Source organism: Flavobacterium sp. R1_16, from assembly GCF_057652095.1.
Genome location: NZ_JBYFCG010000009.1, coordinates 23,764 through 50,348 on the forward strand (window position 1 = coordinate 23,764; position 26,585 = coordinate 50,348).

14 protein-coding genes are annotated in these 26,585 nt (G+C 32.0%); 12 read left to right on the top strand and 2 right to left on the bottom strand.

The genetic code is table 11. From position 1 onward, the window contains the following. Window positions 1-70 precede the first annotated feature (70 nt). From AC23L6_RS12265 to AC23L6_RS12275, 3 genes are read left to right on the top strand one after another with little or no spacing between them, the layout of a single operon-like run. Window positions 71-2,587 (top strand): YfhO family protein, encoded by a 2,517-nt coding sequence (locus tag AC23L6_RS12265; RefSeq protein WP_487562768.1) that lies wholly within the window; start codon window positions 71-73, stop codon window positions 2,585-2,587. Then, window positions 2,587-3,873 carry a glycosyltransferase family 4 protein gene (locus AC23L6_RS12270; protein WP_487562767.1) on the top strand — a complete coding sequence of 429 codons (1,287 nt, stop codon included), beginning with the start codon at window positions 2,587-2,589 and terminating at the stop codon, window positions 3,871-3,873. The genes AC23L6_RS12265 and AC23L6_RS12270 overlap by 1 nt, the downstream gene beginning before the upstream one ends. Window positions 3,874-3,881: 8 nt before the next feature. Beyond that, window positions 3,882-5,345 (top strand): oligosaccharide flippase family protein, encoded by a 1,464-nt coding sequence (locus tag AC23L6_RS12275; RefSeq protein WP_487562766.1) that lies wholly within the window; start codon window positions 3,882-3,884, stop codon window positions 5,343-5,345. 80 nt (window positions 5,346-5,425) lie between these two features. Here AC23L6_RS12275 and AC23L6_RS12280 read toward each other — a convergent pair whose 3' ends face one another. Continuing rightward, window positions 5,426-6,025, bottom strand: coding sequence for a hypothetical protein (locus AC23L6_RS12280; RefSeq protein ID WP_487562765.1), 600 nt, complete (start codon window positions 6,023-6,025; stop codon window positions 5,426-5,428). Between the two features lie 227 nt (window positions 6,026-6,252). Here AC23L6_RS12280 and AC23L6_RS12285 point away from each other — a divergent pair, with 227 nt between their 5' ends. Continuing rightward, window positions 6,253-6,708 (top strand): hypothetical protein, encoded by a 456-nt coding sequence (locus AC23L6_RS12285; protein ID WP_487562764.1) that lies wholly within the window; start codon window positions 6,253-6,255, stop codon window positions 6,706-6,708. A gap of 1 nt (window position 6,709) precedes the next feature. On the opposite strand, the gene uvrA is transcribed toward AC23L6_RS12285, so the two are convergent. Further along, on the bottom strand, window positions 6,710-9,505 hold the full coding sequence (gene uvrA, locus AC23L6_RS12290) for an excinuclease ABC subunit UvrA (protein WP_487562763.1): 2,796 nt from the start codon (window positions 9,503-9,505) through the stop codon (window positions 6,710-6,712). 485 nt (window positions 9,506-9,990) lie between these two features. On the opposite strand from uvrA, the gene AC23L6_RS12295 reads away from it, so the two are divergent. The 8 genes from AC23L6_RS12295 (at window position 9,991) to AC23L6_RS12330 (ending at window position 26,543) form a co-directional block, all read left to right on the top strand. Continuing rightward, a complete protein-coding gene (locus tag AC23L6_RS12295) occupies window positions 9,991-11,364 on the top strand; it encodes a T9SS type A sorting domain-containing protein (protein WP_487562762.1) in 1,374 nt (457 codons plus the stop codon). Window positions 11,365-11,477: 113 nt separating this feature from the next. Continuing rightward, complete coding sequence (locus AC23L6_RS12300) at window positions 11,478-14,297, top strand: helix-turn-helix and ligand-binding sensor domain-containing protein (protein ID WP_487562761.1); 2,820 nt, start codon at window positions 11,478-11,480, stop codon at window positions 14,295-14,297. Window positions 14,298-14,661: 364 nt separating this feature from the next. Continuing rightward, window positions 14,662-17,796, top strand: a complete 3,135-nt coding sequence (locus tag AC23L6_RS12305) for a glycoside hydrolase 5 family protein (RefSeq protein ID WP_487562760.1) — start codon at window positions 14,662-14,664, stop codon at window positions 17,794-17,796. 15 nt (window positions 17,797-17,811) lie between these two features. Beyond that, the gene (locus AC23L6_RS12310) at window positions 17,812-19,239 is read left to right on the top strand and encodes a CIA30 family protein (protein WP_487562759.1); all 1,428 of its coding nucleotides are present in this window, start codon (window positions 17,812-17,814) and stop codon (window positions 19,237-19,239) included. 182 nt (window positions 19,240-19,421) lie between these two features. Continuing rightward, window positions 19,422-20,219 carry a glycoside hydrolase family 16 protein gene (locus AC23L6_RS12315; RefSeq protein ID WP_487562758.1) on the top strand — a complete coding sequence of 266 codons (798 nt, stop codon included), beginning with the start codon at window positions 19,422-19,424 and terminating at the stop codon, window positions 20,217-20,219. A gap of 88 nt (window positions 20,220-20,307) precedes the next feature. Next, the gene (locus tag AC23L6_RS12320; protein ID WP_487562757.1) at window positions 20,308-21,786 is read left to right on the top strand and encodes a glycoside hydrolase family 30 protein; all 1,479 of its coding nucleotides are present in this window, start codon (window positions 20,308-20,310) and stop codon (window positions 21,784-21,786) included. A gap of 55 nt (window positions 21,787-21,841) precedes the next feature. Further along, the gene (locus AC23L6_RS12325; RefSeq protein WP_487562756.1) at window positions 21,842-25,261 is read left to right on the top strand and encodes a hypothetical protein; all 3,420 of its coding nucleotides are present in this window, start codon (window positions 21,842-21,844) and stop codon (window positions 25,259-25,261) included. Window positions 25,262-25,265: 4 nt separating this feature from the next. Then, on the top strand, window positions 25,266-26,543 hold the full coding sequence (locus tag AC23L6_RS12330) for a glycosyl hydrolase family 17 protein (protein WP_487562755.1): 1,278 nt from the start codon (window positions 25,266-25,268) through the stop codon (window positions 26,541-26,543). Window positions 26,544-26,585: the final 42 nt, after the last annotated feature.

The following is a 26,585-nucleotide window of genomic DNA, read 5'->3' on the forward strand; positions in this document are numbered from 1 at the left end:
GTATAGACTTTTTGACTATTTTTGGTTCAAATTATCCAAACAAAGTTTTATATACCGACTACTCCAATTTATGAAAATAGTTTCTAAGTTTTACCCTCATGTACTAGCCATTATTGGTTTTGTATTTGTTTCCCTCGTTTATTTTTATCCTGTTTTACAAGGAAAGAAAATTTTTCAGTCCGATATTGTGCAATACACTGGAATGGCAAAAGAGCAAAATGATTTTCGAGCTGCAGAACATTCAGAACCGTATTGGACAAACTCTGCTTTTGGAGGGATGCCTACTTACCAGCTAGGGGCTAATTATCAGCATGATTACATAGGTAAATTAGATGATTTGTTGCGATTTTTACCTCGCCCGGCCGATTATCTTTTCTTATATTTTTTTGGTTTCTATACTTTGCTTTTAGTTTTAAAAACAGATCCTCTGAAAGCTTTTTTTGGGGCTCTGGCTTTTGGTTTTTCAACCTATTTGATTGTCATTATCGGTGTTGGTCACAATGCTAAAGCTCATGCAATTGCGTATATGGCATTTGTAATAGCAGGTTTTATTTTGGTATTCAAAAAGCGGTATATCATAGGTGGATTGTTGACCATGTTGGCTGTTGCATTAGAAATAAATGCCAATCACTTTCAAATGACCTATTATTTGTTGCTATTACTACTCGTTTTAGGTTGCTATTTTTTATACAGAATTATTCAATCAAAAGATTTTACTTCTTTACCTAAAATTATAGGTACGTTCCTTGTAGCTTTAACTCTTGCTTTAGGGGTTAATGCTAGTAGTTTATTGGCGACTAAAGAATATACCGATTTTAGTATGAGAGGGAAAAGCGAGTTAAGCTTTAATCCCGATGGATCAAAGAATACAGATACCGCTTCAATGAATTACGACTACATAACTGAATACAGTTATGGAATTGCAGAAAGTTTTAATCTAATTGCTCCAAGATTATTTGGAGGATCTAATTCTGAAAATTTAGGAACTGATAGTTCTTTGTACCAGTTTATAATTGGTCAAGGCGCTACTGATGAAGAAGCGAAACAATTTGTTGAAATGGCTCCAACCTATTGGGGCGACCAACCAATAGTTGCTGCGCCAGCCTATATTGGTGCTGTAGTATTTTTTCTTTGTGTAGTGGCATTGTATCATGACAAACGTAAAATAAAATATGCTTTTTTAGTTGGCTCTATTATTTCATTATTACTTTCTTGGGGTAAAAATTTCTCTTTGTTGACTAATTTTTTCATTGAATACATTCCGTTATACGATAAGTTTAGAGCGGTTTCTTCTATACAAGTCATATTAGAATTGTGTATTCCCGTTCTCGCTGCTATGGGATTTCAATCTTTTTTCAAGGATAAAGAAAATCAGCAAAAATCATTGGTTTATGCAGGAGCTACTTCAATAGGACTATTAGTTGTGTTGTTTTTGGCAAAAAACATGTTTACTTTTTCTACAGCAGGGGATGATTATTTTATTCAATCTTATGGGAAAGAAATGGGATATGCTCTAGTAAATGCTTTAAAAGAGGATAGAGCTAGTTTGTACTCAGCGGATTTGCTACGGTCTGGGTTTTTTATATTGGTTGCCTTTGGAGCGTTGTGGTTTTACATCAAAGGCAAATTAGCTCAAAACACTACCATTATTGTTATAGGGGTTTTTATGATTGGAGATTTGTTTTTTATAGACAAAAATTACGTGAGTAACAATCCAAAGCAGTTCAAGAGCGAAAGAGAAGTAAACGAACCTTTTCAACCTACTCAAGCGGATGATTTTATTTTGAAAGATACTACAGTTTATAGAGTGTACGAGGTGCAAGGACGTCTACAGGGTAGAACATCTTATTTTCACAAATCTGTTGGAGGATATAGTGCAGTTCGTCCAAGAAGATACAATCAATTGTTTGATTATGAAATTGATAGAAAATTGTCTGATTTAGGGAAAAATATAGATCCTAAAACAATGACTTTAACAAAAGAAATTCCCATGATGAACGCATTGAATATAAAATATTTGATTCTACAAACTCAAGATGGGGAAAGTGTTCCAGTCATCAATCCGAGAACAAATGGAAATGCTTGGTTTATACAATCGATAAAATTTGTTCGTTCAGCGGATGAAGAGATGAAATCGATTAGTAATTTTGATAGTAAAAATGTAGCTGTAATCAATGAAAATGAATTCGGGAAAGAGATAAGAAATGGGCAAAGCTTCTTAAAAGATAGTTTAGCGACTATCAAATTGAATAATTTTAAACCTAATCGTGTTCAGTATACATCTAATAATTTAAAAGATGGATTTGCTGTTTTTTCAGAAGTATATTATCCAAAGGGTTGGAAAGCAACCATAGATGGAAAATCGGCTGATATTCTTAGAGTAAATTATGTTCTAAGAGGTTTAAAAATACCCGCTGGAAAACATATAGTCGAATTTAAATTTGAACCAGAAGTTGTAAAAACAGGAGGAACAATAGCATTGTTCAGTTCTATTGGTGCAATTCTCTTGATTGTTATTGGACTTTATTTTGAGAGAAAGAAAAGTTGGTACGCAGCAAATGATTCATCATTATCGAATAGAAATTAATGGATAAAGTCCTAATCATTACCTATTATTTTCCACCTGCTGGAGGCCCAGGGGTTCAACGTTGGCTTAAGTTCACAAAGTATCTACCTGACTTTGGGATACAACCTGTTGTTTATGTTCCCCAGAATCCAACCTATCCCATTATTGATGAAGAATTGCAAAATGAGATTTCGGATAAAGTAATTATCATAAAAAAGAAGATTTTTGAACCCTATGGTTTAGCCTCATTCTTTTCTAAAAATAAGACCAAAAAAATCAGTTCTGGAATTATTCCAAACGCAAAAAAACAAACATTTTTAGAAAAGGTTTTTCTATGGGTGAGAGGCAATCTTTTTATTCCTGATGCCAGAGTTTTGTGGGTAAAACCATCTGTGAGTTTTTTAGAAAAATACATTAAAGAAAACTCAATTACAACAGTAATTACAACTGGACCACCTCATAGTCTTCATCTAATTGGGTTACAACTTAAAAATAATTTAGCTGTAAAATGGATTACAGATTTTAGAGATCCTTGGACAACAATTGGTTACCATAAATCACTTTTACTATCTAATCGTTCTGAAAAAAAACACAAACAGCTTGAGAAGAAAGTATTAACCACTGCAGATGCTATTATAGTTACTAGTAAAAACACTAAAATAGAGTTTGAAACAATAACAGAGCGTCCTATTGAGGTAATAACCAATGGCTATGATTTTGAAAAAATAATAAAACCACCTTTGGACGAAAAATTTACTTTGGCTCATATTGGTTCGTTATTGTCAGAGCGAAATCCACTAATTCTTTGGGAAAGTTTATCAGAACTTATGAATGAAATCCCGAGTTTTGCTCAAGATTTTGAACTCAAACTTATAGGTACAGTTAGTCAAGAAGTATTAGATACTATAAAAAAATACAATTTAGATTCTAATTTGAATTATTTGGGGTATGTTTCTCATAATGAAGCAGTTTTACACCAACGAAAGTCTCAGGTTTTGTTATTAATTGAAATCAATTCACCCGATACTAAATGTATTATTCCAGGGAAATTATTTGAATACATGGTTTCTGAAAGACCTATACTAGCTATTGGTCCACAAGGATCAGATTTTGAAGAAATTATCACAACGACAAATACAGGTGTTTTCTTTGAATATTTTGGAAAAGATAAACTTAAAAAAGTGATTTTGGAGTATTACAAAAAATATCAAGAAGGAAATTTACAATCAAATCCAGTAGGTTTGCAATACTATTCTAGAAAAAACTTGACAGAGAAATTGGCAAAACTTTTAACATCAAATTTCTAACTTGACAAATGGGAATAGTTATAAACCAATCTATTAAAAACACAATAATTACCTACTTTGGTTTTGGGATTGGCGCTATCAATGCTCTTTTTTTATATACTAATTTTCTAGGAAAGACGCATTATGGTATGGTGGCTTTTTTACTTTCGGCTTCCAATATTATGATGCCATTGATGGCTTTTGGAGTTCAAAATACAATGATTCGATTTTATTCAAAATATACTACTGAATCAGAAAGGGATCATTTCTTGACTTTTATGCTTTTGATGCCCCTTTTTTTAATCATTCCCATAACTACAATTACCTATTTTTTTTATGATCAAATTGCGTTTTTAATTTTACAAAAAAACCCTGAAATAAAACCTTTTTTATGGTTAATCCCCGTTATAGGCATTTGTATGGGGTATTTTGAAGTGTATTATGCTTGGGTCAAAGTGCACATGCAATCTGTTGTGGGGAATTTTATCAGTGAAGTATTGGTCAGGACCATTATCTTCTGTCTTTTGTTTTCAGTTCATTGGAATTGGTTATCAAAAGATGGATTTATTTATGCTCTTTTTGGGGCTTATTTTTTACAATTTGCAGCAATGAAAAGTTATGCGATATATGTTAAGCGACCTATTCTTTCATTTAAGATTCCTGCTAATGTCAATGCCATTTTTGGCTATTCTTTCTTCATTATTTTGTCAGGTAGCGTAGCTGTTTTATTGATGGATTTTGACAAGGTGATGATTCCTTCTTACAGAAACATAAGCGATAATGCTTTATACTCTGTGGCTATTTTTATAGCTACAGTAATAGCAGTTCCAAGCAGGGCTATGCTTCAAATTATTTATCCAATTACGGCTCGTTTAATGAACGAAAACAAACATGATGAGTTAAATGATTTGTATAAAAAAAGCGCATTGAATTTACAAGTTTTTGGTGGATTGGTTTTATTGGGTATTTTTCTAAATATTAAAGAGTTATACAAGCTAATTCCAAGTGAATATTCAGGAGGTATAGCAGTTGTTTTTATTATTGGATTGACTAAATTTTATGATGTGATTTTGGGTAATAACAATGCTATTATTTTGAACACAAAATATTATAAAACAGTTTTGTTTTTTGGATTACTGTTAGTTTTTATGATGATAGGTTTAAATATGTTGTTAATTCCGCCATATGGAATTGTTGGTGCAGCATGGGCTACGTTAATCTCGGTTCTTGTTTACAATTCCATAAAATTACTATTTGTGGTTAAGAAAATGAATTTATTTCCGTTTACCGTCAATACATTAAAATCGGCTGCAATTATTATGGGAATTTTTGTGCTATTTTATTTCTGGGATTTTTCATTTCATCCAATATTGAATATCGTTTTAAAATCGGTTTTGATAACTATTGTTTATGTTTGGATAAATTACAAACTGATAATTTCGGAGGAGATAAATGAGTTTATTGATAAAATGTTATCCAAAATCAAGTTTTAAATTGGGAGTGATTTTAAAAAATAAATCCTGCTTGTAAACTCACAAACAGGATTAAATGCAATAGTTGGTTTATCTAACAATTATTTGTCGTTAGCATCAGTTTTTGCCTTTCTATAATAATACTGACTATTATTGCTCGGAGTATTAAAATAAGAATCGTACTGGTATGAATTTGGACTGTAATAATTTGCTTCGCAACCATTTACACTTCCGTACGTATTTATTATTTGCCCTTTGCGATTGTAAATGATTTTTAACCCACCAATTTGTTCTAGGGCGAAACGATTGTAACTCATATACACGGTTCCAATTCTTTTTATTCTGTTTTGGAAGTCATAATTTATGAATACATTTCCAATTCTACGAACTCTACCCATTGCATCATGCTCGATACGAACACCATTGTTTTCAGGTACAAATTTTCTTCTGCCTTCTGAAGTTTCATTGGCGCTGTTTGCACTTCGTCTGTAATAAACTTCACTACTAACAGTTGGAGTGGTGTTAAAGTCAAATTCTCCGTTAGGGAATACGTAAAATGCAATTCCACGCTCTGTAAATTCTATGGGATCGTTTTGACCAAAATCAATTTTGTTTTTCTTGTCAGCATAGTTTATTGCTGATGCATTCGCTAGATTTCCATACAGTAAAACACTAGCTACTAAAAGAGTAATTTTTTTCATGATGAATAGAATTTATAATTATATGTCAAACTCATTTTGACAACATATTATATTATTTTCAACATGTATGCCAATTTTTTAGATTTTATATATTATTTTATGATTTTAAATAAAAATAATTTTTAAAATTTTGAATATCAATAAATTATATTTAGAATTATTTTTTGTTATGCGAAGATTTAAAGTCAATTTTGTATTTTTGGAAAAATCAATCGCAATAATCACTGATGAAAAGATACTTTACACTCCTTTTTTTGTTTTTAAATTCACTCCTTTTTGCACAACAACCTCCAGTTAAAGCAAATGACCAATCTCGATACCATTCTAATAGTAGGATATTTTATTTATGGAGTGATGAAAAAGATGCTTATGAACCCAAAGATTCAGAATTAGAAAATTCTATAATAGAGATTAGAGAAATAGGAACCAAGAGTAATGGTTATATTATTATAAGTTTGAATGATGACGGTAAAGTGAGATTGTATCACGGCTCTATTGTATCCTATTCAGTAGATGAAAACGGTGGTTCAACATGGGTGATGCGATCTAAATTTGCAAGAGGTAAGCTTGTTTTGGACCCTGCTAACAAGACATTTACGTATTCTTATGAAAGTAACGACAAAAGATATCTGAAAATTTTTGTATTCAAGATAACTTATGACGAAGAGGAAGAAGAAAAATAATTTATTGGACCAATTTTTCCTTTAAATAAATACCAGTTATAGAGTTTTTATTTTTAATAATGTCTTCTGGTGTTCCACTAGCGAGAATAGTTCCACCATTTTCGCCTCCTTCTGGTCCTAAATCAATAACCCAATCTGCACATTTTACTAAATCGAGGTTGTGTTCTATTACAAGAATGGAATGTCCTTTGTCAATTAATGCATCAAAAGAAGTTATAAGTTTTTTAATATCATGAAAATGCAATCCAGTTGTGGGTTCGTCAAAAATAAATAAAGCTTTCTCTTTGGTGCTTCCTTTTACTAAGAATGAAGCTAATTTTATACGTTGTGCCTCACCACCAGAGAGAGTAGAGGAAGATTGTCCTAACTGAACATAACCCAATCCTACATCTTGAAGAGGTTGTAATTTTTGAGAAATTTTAATTTGCTTCGTTTTTGTGAAAAAAGCAACAGCATCATCAATTGTCATGGTTAAAATATCATCAATATTTTTCCCTTCAAAATAAATTTCTAGTATTTCTTTTTTAAATCGTTTTCCATTACAAGTATCACAAGGTAGTGAAACATCAGCCATAAATACCATTTCAACATTTATACTGCCTTCTCCGCTACAAGTTTCACATCGACCACCATCTACGTTAAACGAAAAGTGTTTGGGCTGATATCCTCTAATTTTTGATAATTTTTCTTTAGCATATAAATCTCGGATGTCATCATAAGCCTTTATGTAAGTAACAGGATTTGAACGAGAACTTCTGCCTATAGGGTTTTGGTCTACGTATTCTATATGGTGAATTTTATGATAATAGCCACGCATTTCTGTGAACTGACCTGCCTTTTCACCAATGCCATCTAATTTTTTTTGCATTGCAGGATAGAGAATCTTTTTGACTAATGTACTTTTACCACTACCAGAAACTCCAGTAATAACTGTCAATGTTTCAAGCGGAAATTGGACATCAATATTTTTTAAATTATGCTCTCTGGCACCAAGTATCTCAATGTAAGTTCCCCATTTTCGTCTAATTCTTGGGACTTCAATTTTTAAATTTCCATTCAAATAGTTAGAAGTCAGTGAATTTGATTTTAAAATTTCTTTAAAAGTACCTTGTGCGACCAATTTTCCTCCATGAGTTCCAGCTTCAGGACCTATATCAATAATCATGTCTGCTGCTTTCATGATATCTTCATCATGCTCAACAACAATAACAGTATTGCCTAAATCACGAAGTGAAAGTAATACTTTTATCAAACGTTCGGTATCTTTTGGATGTAACCCAATGCTTGGTTCATCCAGAATATACATCGAACCTACTAAACTACTACCTAACGAAGTAGCTAAATTTATTCGTTGTGATTCACCTCCAGAAAGACTCGCTGAATTCCTGTTTAGAGTTAAATAATCTAAACCGACTTCAACTAAGAAACTAAGTCGATTATTGATTTCGATTAATAATCTTTTTGCTATTTTTTGTTCATATTCATTTAATTGCAAATCTTTAAAAAAGACTACTAGCTTTTTTATTGGTAAATCCACTAAATCTGATACTGTTTTTCCACCTATTTTAACATAGGAAGCTTCAATTCTGAGGCGTTTACCTTTACAAGAATAGCACTTAGTTTTTCCTCTGTAGCGTGATAAGATGACTCTATTTTGAATTTTATAATTCTTTTCTTCAAGTTCCTTAAAAAAATCGTTTAAACCAGTAAAATACGAATTGCCTTTCCAAAGCACTTCTTTTTGTTCATCGGTTAACTGATAGTAAGGTTTGTGAATAGGAAAGTCAAATTTATAGGCGTTGTTGACCAATTCATCGCGATACCAACTCATACTATCACCTCTCCAGGCATAAACTGCATTTTCGTATATTGATAAAGAGCTGTTAGGGATAACTAATTCTTCATCGATACCAATAATATTTCCATAACCTTCACATACTGGACAGGCACCATATGGATTATTAAAACTGAATAAATGCACATTTGGCTCCAAAAAATTGATTCCGTCGAGTTCAAAATTGTTGCTAAATGTTATTTTTTTCTCTGTATCTAATTCTTGCAAGAAGCAAATTCCTTTTCCTTCAAAAAAGGCAGTTTGAACAGCATCTGATAGTCGATTATAGAATTCTTCATCATCTTTAACAACGATTCGATCCACTATTAGTACAACATCTTTGTTTTCTAATGAATGGTGTTCTATTTGATCCAATCGAACCATTTCATTGTTGATAAGAATTCTAGCGAATCCTTGTTGCAATAACACTTTTAGTTTTTCTTCTAGTTTTCTGCCTTCTTCTAAATGTATAGGAGAAAGAAGTAATAATTTGCTGCCAGTTTCAAAAGATTTAACACAATTTATTACATCTGTAACGGTGTTTTTTTTGACTTCTTCACCAGAAATAGGGGAGTATGTTTTGCCTATTCTAGCAAATAATAATTTTAAGTAATCATATATTTCCGTACTTGTGCCAATTGTAGAGCGAGCATTGGTGGTATTCACTTTTTGTTCAATTGCGATGGCAGGTGCAATTCCTTTTATATATTCAACTTTTGGTTTATCTAGTCTGCCTAAAAACTGTCTGGCATAAGAAGATAAACTTTCAACATAACGTCTTTGTCCTTCAGCATATAGTGTATCAAAAGCCAAACTAGATTTACCTGATCCTGAAAGCCCAGTAATAATAACAAGTTTATTTCGAGGTATAGCAACATCAAGATTTTTTAAATTATGAACTTGAGCGCCTTTAATAATGATATTTTTTATAGGATCGAGTTTTGTGATGTCTGCAGTAATCATATACGATAAAAAGAATGTTCACAAAGGTAATTAAATATGATATAGGAATTTACTACGAAAAAGCAAAAAAACAGGAAGTAACAAATTCTTCTCAATCAACTTAAGGATTTTAATAATAACTAAAAAAAGTGTTAGAGATTTATAAAAAATACAATATAAATTATAAATTTTATAAATTTAATTTATTTTATAAAATCAAGTTTGCGTAGTTTATTTTGATAAATAGCACTATACAACGTTTTCATTTATTAATTTCGCAACTTTCAGAACTAACTAATTTCAAATAATACCTATACATTGCCACAACATTAATGAATTAAATAATTTTAAATACAACGATGTAATACTAGGTTTACATTGAATTTACTACTATTTTTAAATAAAATTTTCAAAACAGTAGTTTGTATAGTTTTTGTATACTAATTTTTTGATTTTTTGATGTGATAGAATACTAACTTTGAGTTTTAACTTTAAAAATATTTACCATGAAAAAAATTACTTTATTATTTACTTTTTTGATTAGCTCCTTGGGATTTTCTCAAGATGTTCTTCAAAATTTTGAGGCAGCGGGTTCTGTCAATGGAGGTCCTTTTGGAGGAATGGCCGCTCCAACTGTTTTAGCGGGAACAGGAACCAATACTTCTCAAGTATTAGAAATTGTTGGGAATACTGCGGGTGAGCCATGGCAAGGGATTAATTTGAATTTAACTAAAGATGTTCAATTGACGACTTCCAAAACAATGACAATTGATGTAAAATCGGATATTCCTATTACTTTTTTAGTTAAAGTAAATCGCGGTGAGGCAGGAGCAGCAGAAGCAGCAGCTGAGGTTACTCACAACGGAGATGGTACTTGGCAAACTCTTTCATTTACATTTGATAAAGCGCTAGATGGAAAAGCAGCTACAGCAAATGGTGTGTATAAAGGTTTTGTAATCCATACATACTGGAAAGCTGGAGAGACTTCTTTCTTCCCCAATGTAGCTAAACCAGCAAGAACGTTTTATGTAGATAATATTTCTGGACCAGCAGCTCCTGAAACTACCTGTGGAAATGGTGTTAAAGACGGTGATGAAACTGGAATAGATTGTGGAGGAAGTTGTCCAAAATGTATTAGTCCACCAACTGTTGCAGCACCAACACCTCCGGTTAGAGCTGCTGAAGATGTAATTTCTCTTTATAGTGGTGCTTACACAAATGTAGCCAGTAATTTTGACGCAGGTTGGTGTGGAGGAGAATCTGTTCAAGAGGTTCTAATTGATGGTAATCCAACTATATCATACAAAAATAATCCTTGTCAAGGTATAGTATTGAATTCAGGAATAGATGCTTCGTCATTTACACATTTACACGTTGATATCTATATTGAAGAAGGAACTGTTCTTACTTCTTCTGTATTTAATTTGAAATTTGTACAACAGCCAGGTGGAGCAGCATCAGAAGTTCTTTTGCAAGTTGCTTCTACTCCGGCCTTAATAGCTGGAAGTTGGTTACAAGTTGATGTTCCTGTAGATTTAACTGCTTTTACCGGTTTTAAAGAGTTTGGAATTACATCTAACCTAAATAATAAAGTTTGGTATGACAATCTTTATGCGTACAAAGCTCCTCTTGGTGTTTCTGATTTCGAATCTGCTAAGATCAAAATGTATCCAAATCCTGCTAAAAGCGAATTAAATATTGATGCAAAAAATACTATTCAAAAAGTAGCAATTTATAATGTTTTGGGTCAAGAAGTATTGTCAAGTATGCCAAATACTACTTCAGTTAAACTTCAAACAAATTCATTACAAAAAGGAGTTTATGTTGTTAAAACAACAATAGATGGCAAAGTTGCTAGTTCAAAAATTGTAAAAGAATAGTTTGAATTATTTTAAAAAAGAGCACGTTCTAGAACGTGCTTTTTTTTTAAACATAAATAATGTTTTTCTATCTTTAAGTATTATTTCGCAAATTAATTCTTATGTTATACAAAATGAAAAAATATAATTTTTCTCGATATTTATTTTTCTTATTCATTATAGTATCTAATAGTTCTTTATCTCAAGAATTGCCACCGATATTACAATTTTATCCCTCTACCTATGGAGCGGGAAATCAGAATTGGATGATTAGTCAAGATAATAATAACTTTTTATATTTTGCTAATAACGAAGGACTTTTGCAGTTTAATGGTTCTCAATGGGAATTATATCCTTCACCAAACGAAACCATTATGCGTTCGGTAAAAGTCATTAATGACAAGATTTACACTGGATGTTACATGGAATTTGGTTATTGGTCAAAACAAGATAACGGATTACTAAAGTACCACTCTTTAAGCCAAAAAATAAAGAATAAAATTTTAGATGATGAACAGTTTTGGAACATTTTGAACTATGATCAATGGGTAATTTTCCAGTCCTTAAATCGAATATATATTTATGATACAAAAACAACTAAATTTAATATTATAACTCCAAAAAATGGAGTTGTAAAGTCTTACAGAACAACGAATTCGATATATTTTCAGACTATCAACGAAGGATTATATGAAATCGAAAATGGAAAATCAAAGCTTGTCTCCAGTCATCCCATAATACAAACCAATAGAATTACAAATGTTTTTTCTAATGATGAGGGACTATTAATACAGACTCAGTCTAATGGACTCTACAAACTTATAGGTTCAAATCTAACTAAATTTAATACCGAAGCTGATATTGAAATGTCTGACAGTAATATATACAGTTGTCAAATGCTTTCTGATGGGAGTTTTGCATTGGGGACAGTTTTGAACGGCATTGTTATATTAAACAGCAATGGAAAATTAAAATATCATATAAAACAACATAGAGGAATAAGTAACAATACTGTTTTGTCCCTATTTGAAGATAAAGATAAAAACCTTTGGATGGGATTAGACAATGGAATAAATTGTTTAAATATACAATCCCCAGTAAAAACATATCAAGACAATACAGGAGTTTTGGGTACTGTTTATGCCTCAATTTTGCATAATGGTAAGTTGTATATAGGCACAAATCAAGGTTTGTTTTATAAAAATTTTGGAACAAAAGATGATTTCCATATTATTTCAGGCACAAAAGGACAAGTTTGGTCATTATTTGAATATCAAGGGGTTTTGTTTTGCGGTCATGATTCGGGAACTTTCGTAATCGAAAATGGTGTTGCTAGTTCTATTTTTTCACAATCAGGCACATGGAAATTTATTCCAATACCTTACAATAAAAATTTGTTGCTCCAAGGGAATTATTATGGTTTGAATGTTTTAGAAAAAATAAATAATCGATGGGTTTTTAGAAATAAAATTGCAGGGTTTGATTATTCTTCAAAGTATTTTGAAATAACAAATGCTTATGATGTGTTTGTCAGCCATGAGTATAAGGGTATTTTTCGTTTAAAACTAGACAATAAATTGAGAAAAGTTAAAGAAATAATTACCTATACTAAACCTAAAAAAGGTAAAAATTCGTGTCTAACAAAGTTCAATAATACAATATACTATGCATCAAATGAAGGAATATTCAAATTAAATTATAAGTCAAATCAATTTCAGAAAGACAGCCTGCTGAGTACTGCCTTTAATAAGGATGAATATACTTCAGGAAAATTAATAGTTGACAAAGCAAATAAAATTTGGTTGTTTTCAAAAAATTATCTTCACTTTTTTACCCTAAATAAATTAAATTATAACCTTAAGGAAAATAAAATACCTATACCATCAAATTTGACCAATTCAATGGCTGGGTACGAGAATATCTATCAATTATCTAATTCAGTCTACATCATAGGAACTACTGACGGGTATTATACCCTTAATATCAATGACTTAAGTTTTAAAAATTATAGTGTTTCTATTTCAAACATTACAATTAACAAACAAAATGAGAAGTCTATTAATTGTGCTATACATGAGAAAGGAAGTTTCAGTCATGATGAAAATAATATAACCTTTAATTATTCAGTTCCTCAGTATAATAAATATATAAATTCTGAATATCAGTACTTGGTTGAAGGCTATCAAAATCAGTGGAGTTCATGGAGTTCCAAGTCAACAGTAAATTTCAAGAATCTGTCTCCCGGAACCTATACATTCAAAGTTAGAGCTAGAATTGCAAATTCTTCACCTGAAAATATTGCAAGCTATACCTTTACAATTAATAAACCTTGGTATTTAACAAACTTTGCACTGATTGTGTATATAATTTTATTTTTGATTCTTATCCACTACATCAATAAGGCTTATAAAAAATACTATCAAAAACAGAAGGAAAAGTTAATCGAGGAAAACAATCTTCTTCTTGAAATTCAAGAATTGGAAAATGACAGACAGCTCATGAAGATTCGTAATGAGCAGTTAGCAAGTGATGTGGACAGCAAGAATCGAGAATTGGCAGTAACCAATTTGACCCTAATAAACAAAAATGAATTACTCACATTAATTAAAGAGGATTTAAAGAATACTTCAGAGGAAAGTGGAAACAAAAGTATTAAATCTTTGATTTCTAACATTAATAAAAACATATCTGATGAGGATTCTTGGAAAGTCTTTAAAGAATCTTTTGATAGTGTAGATAAAGATTTTTTAAAGAAGGTAAAGTCAGCACATCCATCACTAACACCCAATGATTTGAGACTGTGTGCCTATCTCAGATTGAATCTTTCTTCTAAAGAAATTGCCCCTTTGTTGAGTATTTCTGTTCGAAGTGTTGAGATTAAACGATATCGTTTAAGAAAGAAAATGGAATTAACTCACGAACAGGGACTTGTTGAGTATGTTTTATCTATTTAGCCCACATTATTTTTTAACATTTCAAACTATACATCGCCACAACAATAACCTTTTAGTAAGAAGAAAATAGCTTTTTCTGTAAACTAAAAATCATTTTCATGATTGGTTATAATTAGTATTTACAATGTTTTTTTTGTGATTACTAAAATAAATCAACCTATTTTTTAAACTGTATGTTTTTTGTTGAGGTGTTTTTTTAGAAATTATCATTCGCTTCGTATTAACTTTATATTTTGATAAAATTAACTACAACAGTATAGTTAAACGGAAGTAATATAATGTTTACAATCAAAGAAAAATACACAAGTCTAATTGTAAAATTTACAAATAATTGAATAACTAACTTTAAACTAAATACACATATATGAAAAACAAATTTTTAAGAGTAGTACTTTTTTTATTGACAACGTCGGCTATTGCACAATCTAATTCTGTGACAGTAGTTAACAGTGACAATGGAATGAAACTATCAGTCGATGGAAAAGACCTTATGATTAATGGTATGAACTGGGATTATGTTCCCATTGGTACAAATTATTCCTATAGTTTATGGAATCAATCAGAAAGCGTTATTAAACAAGCTTTAGATGATGAAATGTCATTGCTTAAAAACATGGGCGTAAATACAATAAGAGTGTATACTGGAATACCAAAAAAATGGATTGAATACATTTATACTAATTATGGTATATATACCATGTTAAATCATTCGTTTGGACGTTACGGTTTAACTATCGATGGTGCTTGGGTGCCAATTACAGAATATGGAGATGCTAAAACTCGTCAATTACTTTTGAAGGAAGTAAAACAAATGGCACAAGAATACAAAGACACTAAAGGTTTGCTATTGTTCTTGTTAGGAAACGAAAATAACTATGGTTTGTTTTGGGACGGTGCTGAAACCGAAAATATCCCTGTGAAAGATAGAAAGTCTACAAAACGAGCTGAATATATGTATAAGTTATTCAATGAAGGTGTGGTTGCAATGAAATCTATTGATAAATCACACCCAGTAGCTATTTGTAATGGTGACTTATTATTTTTAGATATTATAGCAAAAGATTGCCCAGATGTTGATATTTTGGGTCTAAATGTATACAGAGGAATTTCTTTTGGAGATCTTTTCGATAGAGTTAAAAAAGAATATGGTAAACCAGTATTACTTTCAGAATTTGGTTCGGATGCTTTTAATGCAATTACTAATTCGGAAGACCAAAATGCTCAAGCTAATATCTTGAAAGGAAATTGGAAAGAAATCTATGAGAATGCTGCTGGTCTTGGTAAAGCAGGTAATTCATTAGGAGGATTTACTTTTCAATTTAGCGATGGTTGGTGGAAATTTGGACAAACTAAAAATTTAGATTTACACGACACGAATGCTTCTTGGTCTAATGGAGGATATGCTTTTGACTATGTACAAGGCGAAAATAACATGAATGAAGAGTGGTTTGGTATTTGTGCCAAAGGAACAACAAATTCAAATGGTAATTATCAGTTATATCCACGAACTGCATATTATACTTTAAAAGAAGTACATCAATTTAATCCTTATGCTGCAGGAGCTTCACTTGCTTCAATTAATAATTATTTCAATGGAGTGCAACTTATGGATGCTTCTTTGAAAGCTAGAAGTGATAAATCAGCATTAGACAGCCAAAAAGGAGGAAAAATTAAATTCTCTAGATTAGCAGCAGAGTTCACCACTTTTAATACAGGAGGCGAAAAACTTTCAACTCCAAGTACAGCTCCAACAAATAGTACTTCATATCCAAATCAACTTGGTTTTGACCATATGGAATCCTACTTTGTAGGTGTTGAAGCAAGTCCCGTGTCAAATATGACTGCTAATGTAGAATTCAATATTTTGGGTAATGTAGCACTTAATCCTATTGATGAGATCTTTTACGAAAATAGAGGGCGTCCAACCATTGTAAGTGGTCCTAATGGGGATGTAACTTTATCGGATAACAATCGCGTTCAAGTATACAGAGCGAGTTATAAATGGGACGAAAAATTATTTAATTTAAATGGATTTTATCGTACAGGACATTATCATTGGGGTTACGAAGGTGATTTCTTTGGTCTATATCCTGAGGCTAATTACGGTCCTAATATAGATATCTATAATGGTATGGCTCCTTATGGATTTGAGGTAGAAGGGAAAAAAATATTTAAAGGATTAAAATTAGCTGCAGGACCTCAACTTTGGTGGGGAGCCAATCCAGCCGCGTTGTTGAAATATACTAGAAATATTGCAAAATTTGATGTAACGGGTATTTTTCATGAAGATCTAGAACAACGTGGACTTGCAGAAAGTTCTCTTGCTGTACCTCAACCAAAAACAAGAAGATTTACTTTACATGCCAACAGAAAATTCGGAAAATTCGGTCTTGATATAGGAGGTATTTGGGCTGGACAACCGCTTAATGGAAGAGAGTATCAAGTTTTAAGAAATGAAGGAGGGATTAATGTAGCTAAATTAGCAACAATAGAATCCAAAGATAACTTTGGTGGTAAAGTGAAATTGACTTACACAGGAGGTAAATTCAATTGGTATGGTCAAGTAGCTGGTCAAGGATTAGTAGCTGGTGGAGCTACTGGCGATCAAACTCAAACTTTTACAGGTTGGAGATTAAAAGATAGTGGAAGCAGTAATCAATACAACTTTTTAACGGGTGCTACATATACTATTGGTAAACTACAAATAGCACCTAACTTTTTATGGCAAAAACCTTTAGAAGAAGCCATTACTGCAGATGCTGTTGGAGGAAGACTTAGAAACATACTTCAAGATCCTTTTGTTGTAAGAGGAAATAGAGAGCAAGTAGCGGGTGAGTTATTGCTTACTTATGATCCTACACCAGGTACTTGGATGTATGAGTGGGATAACGACCGCTCAGAGGATGCAAAATTTGCAGTAAGTGCTGGATTTGTATTCCGTCACTTGCCTACAACTCAAGACGCTGCAATTGGATTTTTAGCTAACAGAACTGCTTTTGCTTTTCCAAACTCGGTTCCAGCTAAAGATTTATGGGAAGCAAATGCCAGAATTGTATCAAAATTAAGTGCCGACTTAGGTTTTATAGCTAATGTATACGGTGGACCTACCCAAGGTAATGGTAGCGATGCTAGAACTATCAAACGTTTTGGAACTGACTTAAGAATGATTTATAAAAAAGTAAGATTAAATTCATTTGTAAAAGTTAATGACTTTGGTCCCTTTGATTACCATAGAGACTTTAACTTAACCTATCCTATGCAATTAATGGCTGATCTTTCTTTTGGAATTGGAAAACAAGATTGGTTTATACTTCCTGGAACACGAATTGGATTAAGAGGAACTTGGCGTTCACTAGATCAGTACTCTAACAGATATGTTAGTGGGGCAACTATGTTAGATGGACTTGGAAATGTAGTTCCAGACCCAACGGCTCCTGGCTATGCAAATGGTCAAGAATGGGAGATTAGAACATACATTCAAATAAACATTGGTAACTAATAAAATATATAAAAAATGAGAAAATATTCAATTATTAAACTTAGAAAAATAGCGCTTGCTCTTTTTAGCTTACTATTTATTCCAGGTTGTCAGAATGACGATTCCGATTTGAAAGATATAGATGCATCAGTATCACAAAACAATAATCCAGATGTATTTATAGATACTTTTAGTAGTGGACTTGATTATGCAGCTTTTGGAGGTTCTGACCTTTTAGGTTTTCAAGTAGACAATAAAGTAGCTTATAATGGTTCTGCTGCCTCTATGCGTTTTGATGTGCCAAATGTAGGTGATCCAGATGGAGGTTTTACTGGAGGTGCATTTTTTGATATTGGAGGTCGTAATTTATCGGGTTATAATGTATTAACTTTTTGGGCTAAAGGCTTGCAAGCAGCAACTATAGAAATTGGTTTTGGTCTAGATAACACAGGGTCTCAGGCTTATAAAGCAAGTTGCACACAAAAAATTAGTACTGCTTGGAAAAAATATTACATTCCCATTCCAGATGCTTCAAAATTAAAATTAGAAAAAGGATTGTTATATGTTTCTGCAGGAGCTAAAGATGGTGATGGCTATACCTTTTGGTTAGATGAAGTGAAATACGAAAAACTTGATGATATAATACTACAGGAGGCTCAAATAAATAGTGGTAAAAACACAACAAAAACGGGACCTGCACCATTAACGATTGCTGGTCTAACAACAAAATTCAGTCTACCAAACGGAGGTAGTCAAGTAGTAAATATGTCTCCTAATTATTTTGATTTTGCATCTGATAATGTTGAGGTGGTGAGAGTTAGTTCAAGTGGTTTTGTTGAACAATTAGGAGCGGGTACGGCAACAATTACGGCTAAATTAGGTAATGTAGATGCAGTTGGGTCTGTTAAAGTAATATCAACTGGGGTTTTTGTACAGGCTCCTATCCCTACTAGAGATGCAGCTAATGTTGTTTCTGTTTTTAGTGATGCCTATACTAATATTAATGTGGACTTTTTTAATGGATATTGGCAACCTTATCAAACGACACAATCCAATGAATTTGAAGTGCCATTTAATGGAAAAATAGACAAATTTATAGATTACACAAATTTCAATTTCGTTGGTAATCAATTTGCTAATCCTACTGCTGATTTGTCGCAAATGACACATTTACACTTTAACATGTACATTCCAGGTAGTGTTCCATCAAACTTTGATTTTTTAGTTACAGTTGTCGATTTTGGTCCAGATGGAAAAGAAGGTGGTGGTAATGATTTAAGAAAACAATTGTTTGTTCGTAAGTCGGATAAAATAAAAGCGAATGAATGGCTTACAATAGAACTACCTCTTGAGATGGCTTCAAAAAGTAAAGTGGGATTGATTATTTACGAAAATATTAATATTCCAAATGGCCCAGGAGTAAGTGAATTTTATTTGGACAACGTATATTTTTTCAAACAATAAGGTCTAATTGCGATGGGGGTATTAGTTTGTAGAATCTATGATCTCTATTGTTTTAAGCTGTGAAAATTTTATAATACTAAAAATAAACGCATAGAAGCATAGTCTATACTATAATGAAATGAGTTACAACTGTGTTTCTATGCGTTTTAATATTTAAATACAATTATGTCCAAACAAATCAAATGAAAAAAATAATAATAAACAAGGCATTCATTTTTGTCTTTCTGATTACGGTGGGTTGTCAAGGTGAAGATCCAGAAGTTGTAGTAAACACTGCTGATGATTTTACCGTTTTGACATTTTCAGATGAATTTAATACAGACGGTGCTCCAAATCCTTCGATATGGTCGTATGATTTAGGCACAGGTAATAATGGCTGGGGCAACAACGAAGTACAAAATTATACTAGTAATTCTAAAAATGTAAAAGTAGAAGGAGGAAACTTGGTAATTACTGCAATAAAAGAACCTTCAGGAAGTAAATCGTATTCTTCTGCAAGAATTAAGACTCAGGGTAAGTATAGTTTTAAATATGGTAAAATAGAAATTAGAGCTAAATTTCCAACTGGTGTAGGGACTTGGCCAGCAGTTTGGTCTTTGGGTTCTAACATTAACACTGTCTCTTGGCCAGCTTGTGGTGAAATCGATTTTGTAGAGCATGTTGGCAAACAACAAAATAAAATTTTCGGTTCTCTTCATTACCCAGGCAATTCTGGTGGTAATGCTGTGTCGGGAAGTAAAATTATTAGTAATACCTCTACTGAGTTTCATATTTATAAGGTGATTTGGAATTCGAATAAAATCCGATTTTATGTAGATGATGTATTGTATAAAACAGCACCAAATTCTTCGACTCTTCCTTTTAATCAAGATTTCTTCTTAATTGCAAATGTTGCTATGGGTGGAAACTTTGGAGGACCTGTTGAATCAGGATTTAGTCAATCTTCTATGGAGATAGATTACATAAGAGTATATCAATAAAACAAGAATTAATCACAATCTTATTGATTGAAATAACCAATTATTTAAAGCCAATTGTTAAATGTATTTACTAACTAAAAATACCAAAATGAATTTTTTCCCTTTTTTAGGATTGGTATTTTGTATTGGTAGCATCGGAAAGACTATAGGCCAAAATAATTCAGAAAATAATTCTTTTAAAACAATGCAAGCTTTGGTATATACTACAGCTCACAGTAGCAATTTAAAGTTTTCTGTTTCAGATTCATTACAATTTAGTAGCGTCAAACAACCTCTAGAAACTGATGCTACAATTGTAGTAGACCCAAGCAAACAGTTTCAAACTTTTTTAGGAATTGGGGCGGCATTAACTGATGCATCAGCCGAAACTTTTTTTAAACTTCCAAAAGAAAAACAAGAATTTTTTTTAGAGGCTTATTTTAGTAAAGAGAAAGGCATTGGATATACTTTAGCTAGAACATCTATTCATAGCTGTGATTTTTCATCGAGTAGTTTTACGTATGTTGCCGAGGGTGATAAGGAACTTAAAACTTTTAGTATACAACATGATGAAAAATATAGGATTCCTTTTATCAAAAAAGCAATTGCTGCTGCAGGAGGAAAACTTACATTTTATGTTAGTCCATGGAGTCCACCCGCATTTATGAAGTCAAATAATAATATGCTTCAAGGAGGAAAACTCCTTCCTGAATACTATCAATCATGGGCTAATTATTATACCAAGTTTATAAAAGCATATGAAAAACAAGGGATTCCAATTTGGGGATTAACAATTCAAAATGAGCCTCTAGCGGTTCAACGTTGGGAATCTTGTATTTATACAGCAGAGGAAGAACGCGATTTTTTAAAGAATTATTTGGGACCTACACTAGAAAAAGATGGCTTATCTGATAAAAAAATAATTGTTTGGGATCATAACAGAGATTTATTATTTCAAAGAGTGAATGTTATTTTAAACGATCCAAAAGCATCTAAATATGTTTGGGGTTCAGGCTTTCATTGGTATGAAGACTGGAAAGATGGTATTCCTATGTATGATGCTGTGAGGTATGTTAAAGAAGCCTATCCAGATAAAAATTTAATTTTTACAGAAGGTTGTAATGAAAGTTTTAATCCAACTAGAATTACAAACGAAGACCCAAAATTAGCAGAACGTTATGGAAAATCTATGATTAATGATTTTAATAATGGAGTTGTTGCTTGGACAGACTGGAATATTCTTCTCGATGAAACTGGAGGACCCAATCATGTTGGTAATCTTTGCTTTTCTCCAGTACACGGAAATCGAACTACAGGAGAATTAACTTTTACGAATTCATACTATTACATAGGTCATTTTTCAAAATTTATTCGACCTAGCGCAAAACGAATAGCAAGTGTTTCTTCAAGTAATTCATTATTGACTACTGCATTTCAAAATGAAGATGGAAGTATAGCTATAGTTGTTCTAAATCAGAGTGATACCAATATCAGTTACAGTATTACACTAAATTCAAAAACAACACAACTAAACACATTACCACACGCCATACAAACAATAGTAATTGAAAATAAAAATAATAGTTAGCGTTAAGACTACTATTTCACACAACATATAATAATAGAAAATAAAATAGTTTTTTATGGAAGTTAAAGATATAAAAGGACAATGGGTATCTTTTGAGAATGAAAAATTTTACAAAATTACAAACAGTGATGCTATGAGGCCATTTTTTATGAGCATTGTAAGTGACTCAAATCATTGGATGTTCATTTCAAGTAATGGAGGATTAACAGCTGGTAGAAAAGACAGCGAAAATGCATTGTTTCCATATTATTCAGACGATAAAGTAACTGAGAATTGTGAAGTTACAGGAAGTAAAACTATTTTTCAAATTCATTCGAATTCAAAAAAAATGATTTGGGAACCATTCTCAATCAGACAAATGGGGTTGTATACCATTACTAGAAATGTATACAAAAACAGTTTTGGTAACAAGATCATATTTGAGGAAATTAATGAGGACTTAAATTTAGTCTATAGATATCAGTGGAATTCAAGCGATAAATTTGGATTTATCAAGAAAGCCACTCTGATTAATAATTCTGATAATGCTTTAGAAATAAACGTATTAGATGGAATGCAAAATATATTGCCCTATGGAGTAAATGAAGATTTACAAAGCAGCAAAAGTAATTTGGTAGATGCCTATAAGAAAAACGAATTACTTACCGATGTTGGTATGGGTATATATACTTTGAGTGCTGTTATTGTTGATAAAGCGGAACCAAGTGAATCTTTAAAAGCAAATACAGTTTGGTCTTTTGGTTTAAATGCTCCAAAATATCTAATTTCATCCTTGCAACTTGATGCATTTAGAAAAGGGAATGATATCAATCAAGAAGTAGATATCAAGGCAGAAAGAGGAGCTTATTTTGTAAATACAAAAATTACTCTAGAATCAAAATCTGAAAATAATTGGTTTTTTGTGGCCAATGTCAATCAAACCATTTCTAAGGTTACTGAACTATCAGAATTCATAAAAAAAGAGAAAAATTTAGCAAGTAGTATTCAACAAGATGTTGAATTAGGAACTAAAAATTTAATTGCATTAGCAGCAGCTTCTGACGGATTACAAATTACAGAAGATGAGTTGACCAATACAAGGCATTTTTCAAATACTCTTTTTAACATCATGCGTGGTGGAATATTTGATGATGGTTATACGATTGAAAAGCAAGATTTTTTAAGCTACTTTGAAAAAGCCAACAAAAATGTTTTCAATAATAATCAAGATGTACTCACTTCATTAGCTGAACGTTTTACACTAGACGAGTTAAAAAACAGAGCAGATACTGTTGAAGATACCAATTTTAAACGCCTTTGTCTGGAATACCTTCCACTAAAATTCAGTCGTCGTCACGGTGACCCAAGTCGTCCTTGGAACAAATTTTCAATCAATACCAAGAGCGAAATAGATGGGTCAAAAATTTTAGATTATCAAGGAAACTGGAGAGATATTTTTCAAAACTGGGAAGCTTTAGCACATTCTTTCCCTGAGTTTATTGAAAGTATGATTCATAAATTTTTGAATGCAACCACTTTTGATGGCTATAATCCGTATCGTGTAACTAAAGATGGTTTTGATTGGGAAGCTATCGAGGAGCATGACCCTTGGTCTTACATTGGGTACTGGGGAGACCATCAAATTATTTATTTGCTCAAGTTTTTAGAATTTATAGAAAATCACTATCCAAACCTTTTAGAGAAACGATTTACTCAAAATATTTTTGTGTATGCTAACGTGCCTTACAAAATAAAAAGCTATCAGGATACACTATTAAATCCAAAAGACACTATCGATTTTGATTACAAATTAGATGGAAAAATAAGACAACTCAGAAATGAAATGGGTTCTGATGGAGCACTTATAATGGATGCGAATTCTGCTATTTATAAAGTAAATTTAATCGAAAAATTACTAGTAACTCTTTTAGCAAAAATATCCAATTTCATTCCAGAAGGAGGAATTTGGCTAAACACGCAAAGACCTGAATGGAACGATGCTAATAATGCTCTTGTAGGTAATGGAGTTTCAATGGTTACCTTATATTATATAAACAGATTCATTATTTTTTATGAAACAGTAATTCAAAAATCTACCGTTGATACCATAGAATTATCTGAAGAGTTATCAGAATTTTTTAATGAAATTGTCACTACTCTTAACAATAACAAGCATTTACTTTCTAGCAAAATATCTGATAAGGATAGAAAAACAGTTTTAGATGGTTTAGGCAATGCAGGAAGCAAATACAGATTATCTGTTTACAAAGATGGCTTTAAAGGCACTAAAAAGACAATCTCTAAAAATGAACTTTTAGGATTTTTTGATGTCTTGAAACAATTCCTTGCGCATACTATTAATGCTAATAAAAGAGCTGATAATATGTATCATGCTTATAATTTAATGACTGTCGAAAACGATAAGGAAATATCAATTTCATACCTTCCTGAAATGTTAGAAGGCCAAGTGGCTGTGTTAAGTTCTGGAATATTATCACCAAAAGAAGCATTAAAAGTTCTTGATGGACTCAAAAGTAGTGCTTTATTTAGAGAAGATCAATACAGTTACATTTTATACCCTAACAAAGAGTTACCTAGATTCGATAAAAAGAATAATATTTCTGCAGAAAAAGTTCAAAAATCGGAACTGGTTATGCAACTCGTAAAAGATGGAAATACTCAAATAGTTGAAAAAGATATATTAGGCAATTATCATTTTAATGGTAATTTCAATAATGCCAATGTTTTAAAATCAACCTTATCAAATTTAAGTAAGGGCAAGTACAAATCCTTGGTAGAAAAAGACACTAAACTACTTTTAGAAATGTATGAAGAAGTTTTTAATCATAAGGCATTTACGGGTAGATCAGGAACATTTTTTGGTTATGAAGGATTGGGGTCTATATACTGGCATATGGTTTCTAAATTGTTGCTAGCCGTTCAAGAAAATTGTTTGTTGGCAGTAAATACAAAAGAAGATGAAGTTACTATTGGCAAACTTTTTGACCATTATTATGAAATAAATGCTGGGATAGGAGTACACAAATCGCCAGAATTGTATGGAGCTTTCCCAACTGATCCATATTCACATACACCAGCTGGAAAAGGGGCACAACAGCCCGGAATGACAGGCCAAGTTAAGGAGGATATTTTGAGTAGGATAGGAGAAGTAGGAGTTAGTGTAGAAGATGGAAAAATTACTTTCAACACTCGACTATTGAGAAAGAATGAATTTTTGCAAGCTCCAAAAACATTCAATTATATCGATATCAACAACAGAGAAGCACAAATCCAACTGGATGCGAATACGTTGTGTTTTACCTATTGTCAAATACCAATAGTTTATAAACTAGGAGATAATGAAAATTTAGAGGTTGTTTTTGAAGACAGCTCCGCAAAACTTTACGATAATTTGAGTCTAGATGCAACTATTTCAAAAGCCATTTTTGGAAGAAAAAGTAATGTCAACAAAATAATCGTGTCTTTAAAAAAGTAAAAATATGAAACGCATCCTAAATATATTTTTAATAGTTCCAATAGTAATTCTATTAATTGGATGTGGAAGCGTGAATACATCAAAAAACGAAGGAATAAAAGAGATGCCAAATAATAACCTTACAGCAGCCGACATACTCGGGAATCCAAAGTATTTAGCAATGTCTTATGGTGGTTTTAGACAAAAATCTAGAACCTTAGAACCCACAATAGCAGAACTTAAAGAAGATATGAGGATTCTTTCAGCTATGGGAATAAAAATAATAAGAACCTATAACGTTCATCTCATGGAAGCTTCCAATTTATTAGAAGCTATCCGACAATTAAAGAAAGACGACCCTTCATTTGAAATGTATGTGATGTTAGGTGCTTGGATTGATTGTGAAAACGCATGGACTACTTTAGAACCAAATCACAACGTTGAAAGTAAAGGAAATGCTGCTGAGATTGATAGAGCTGTAGTGCTTGCAAATGCATATCCTGAAATTGTAAAAGTTATTGCCGTAGGTAATGAAGCAATGGTAAAATGGGCTACAAGTTATTTTGTTCAACCAAGTGTCATTTTAAAATGGGTTAATTATTTACAAGATTTAAAGAAATCGGGTAAGTTATCTGCTAATTTATGGATAACCAGTTCAGATAATTTTGCTTCTTGGGGAGGTGGTGACCCGATGTATCATGTGGAAGATTTAGAAAAACTAATCAAAGCAGTAGATTACATCTCCATGCACACTTACCCGATGCATGATACCCATTATAACCCAGCATTTTGGGGAATTCTAGCAAACGAAAGTCAACTAAGCGACACTGAAAAAATTAATGCTGCTATGTTTCGTGCTAAACAGTATGCTATATCACAGTATGAAGGGGTTTCAAAATACATGAAAAGTCTAGGAGTAAACAAACCAATTCACATAGGAGAAACAGGATGGGCGAGTATGTCAAATGAACACTATGGGAATAATGGTTCAAGGGCTACAGATGAGTACAAGGAGGCGCTCTTTTATAATCACATGAGAGACTGGACGAATCAAGCAGGACTTTCTTGTTTTTATTTTGAAGCTTTTGACGAACAATGGAAAGACGCAAACAATCCTCAAGGATCGGAAAATCATTTTGGTTTATTTACATTAAATGGTCAAGCTAAATATGCGCTATGGAACCTAGTCGATAAAGGAGTATTTGAGGGATTAACTAGAAATGGCAACAAAATTACAAAAACATACAACGGAAATAAAGAAGAATTGATGAAGGAAGTCTTGGTGCCAAAATCTATTCCTTAAGAAAAATTCCTAAAACAGAATTAAAAAAATTAAACCAACCAC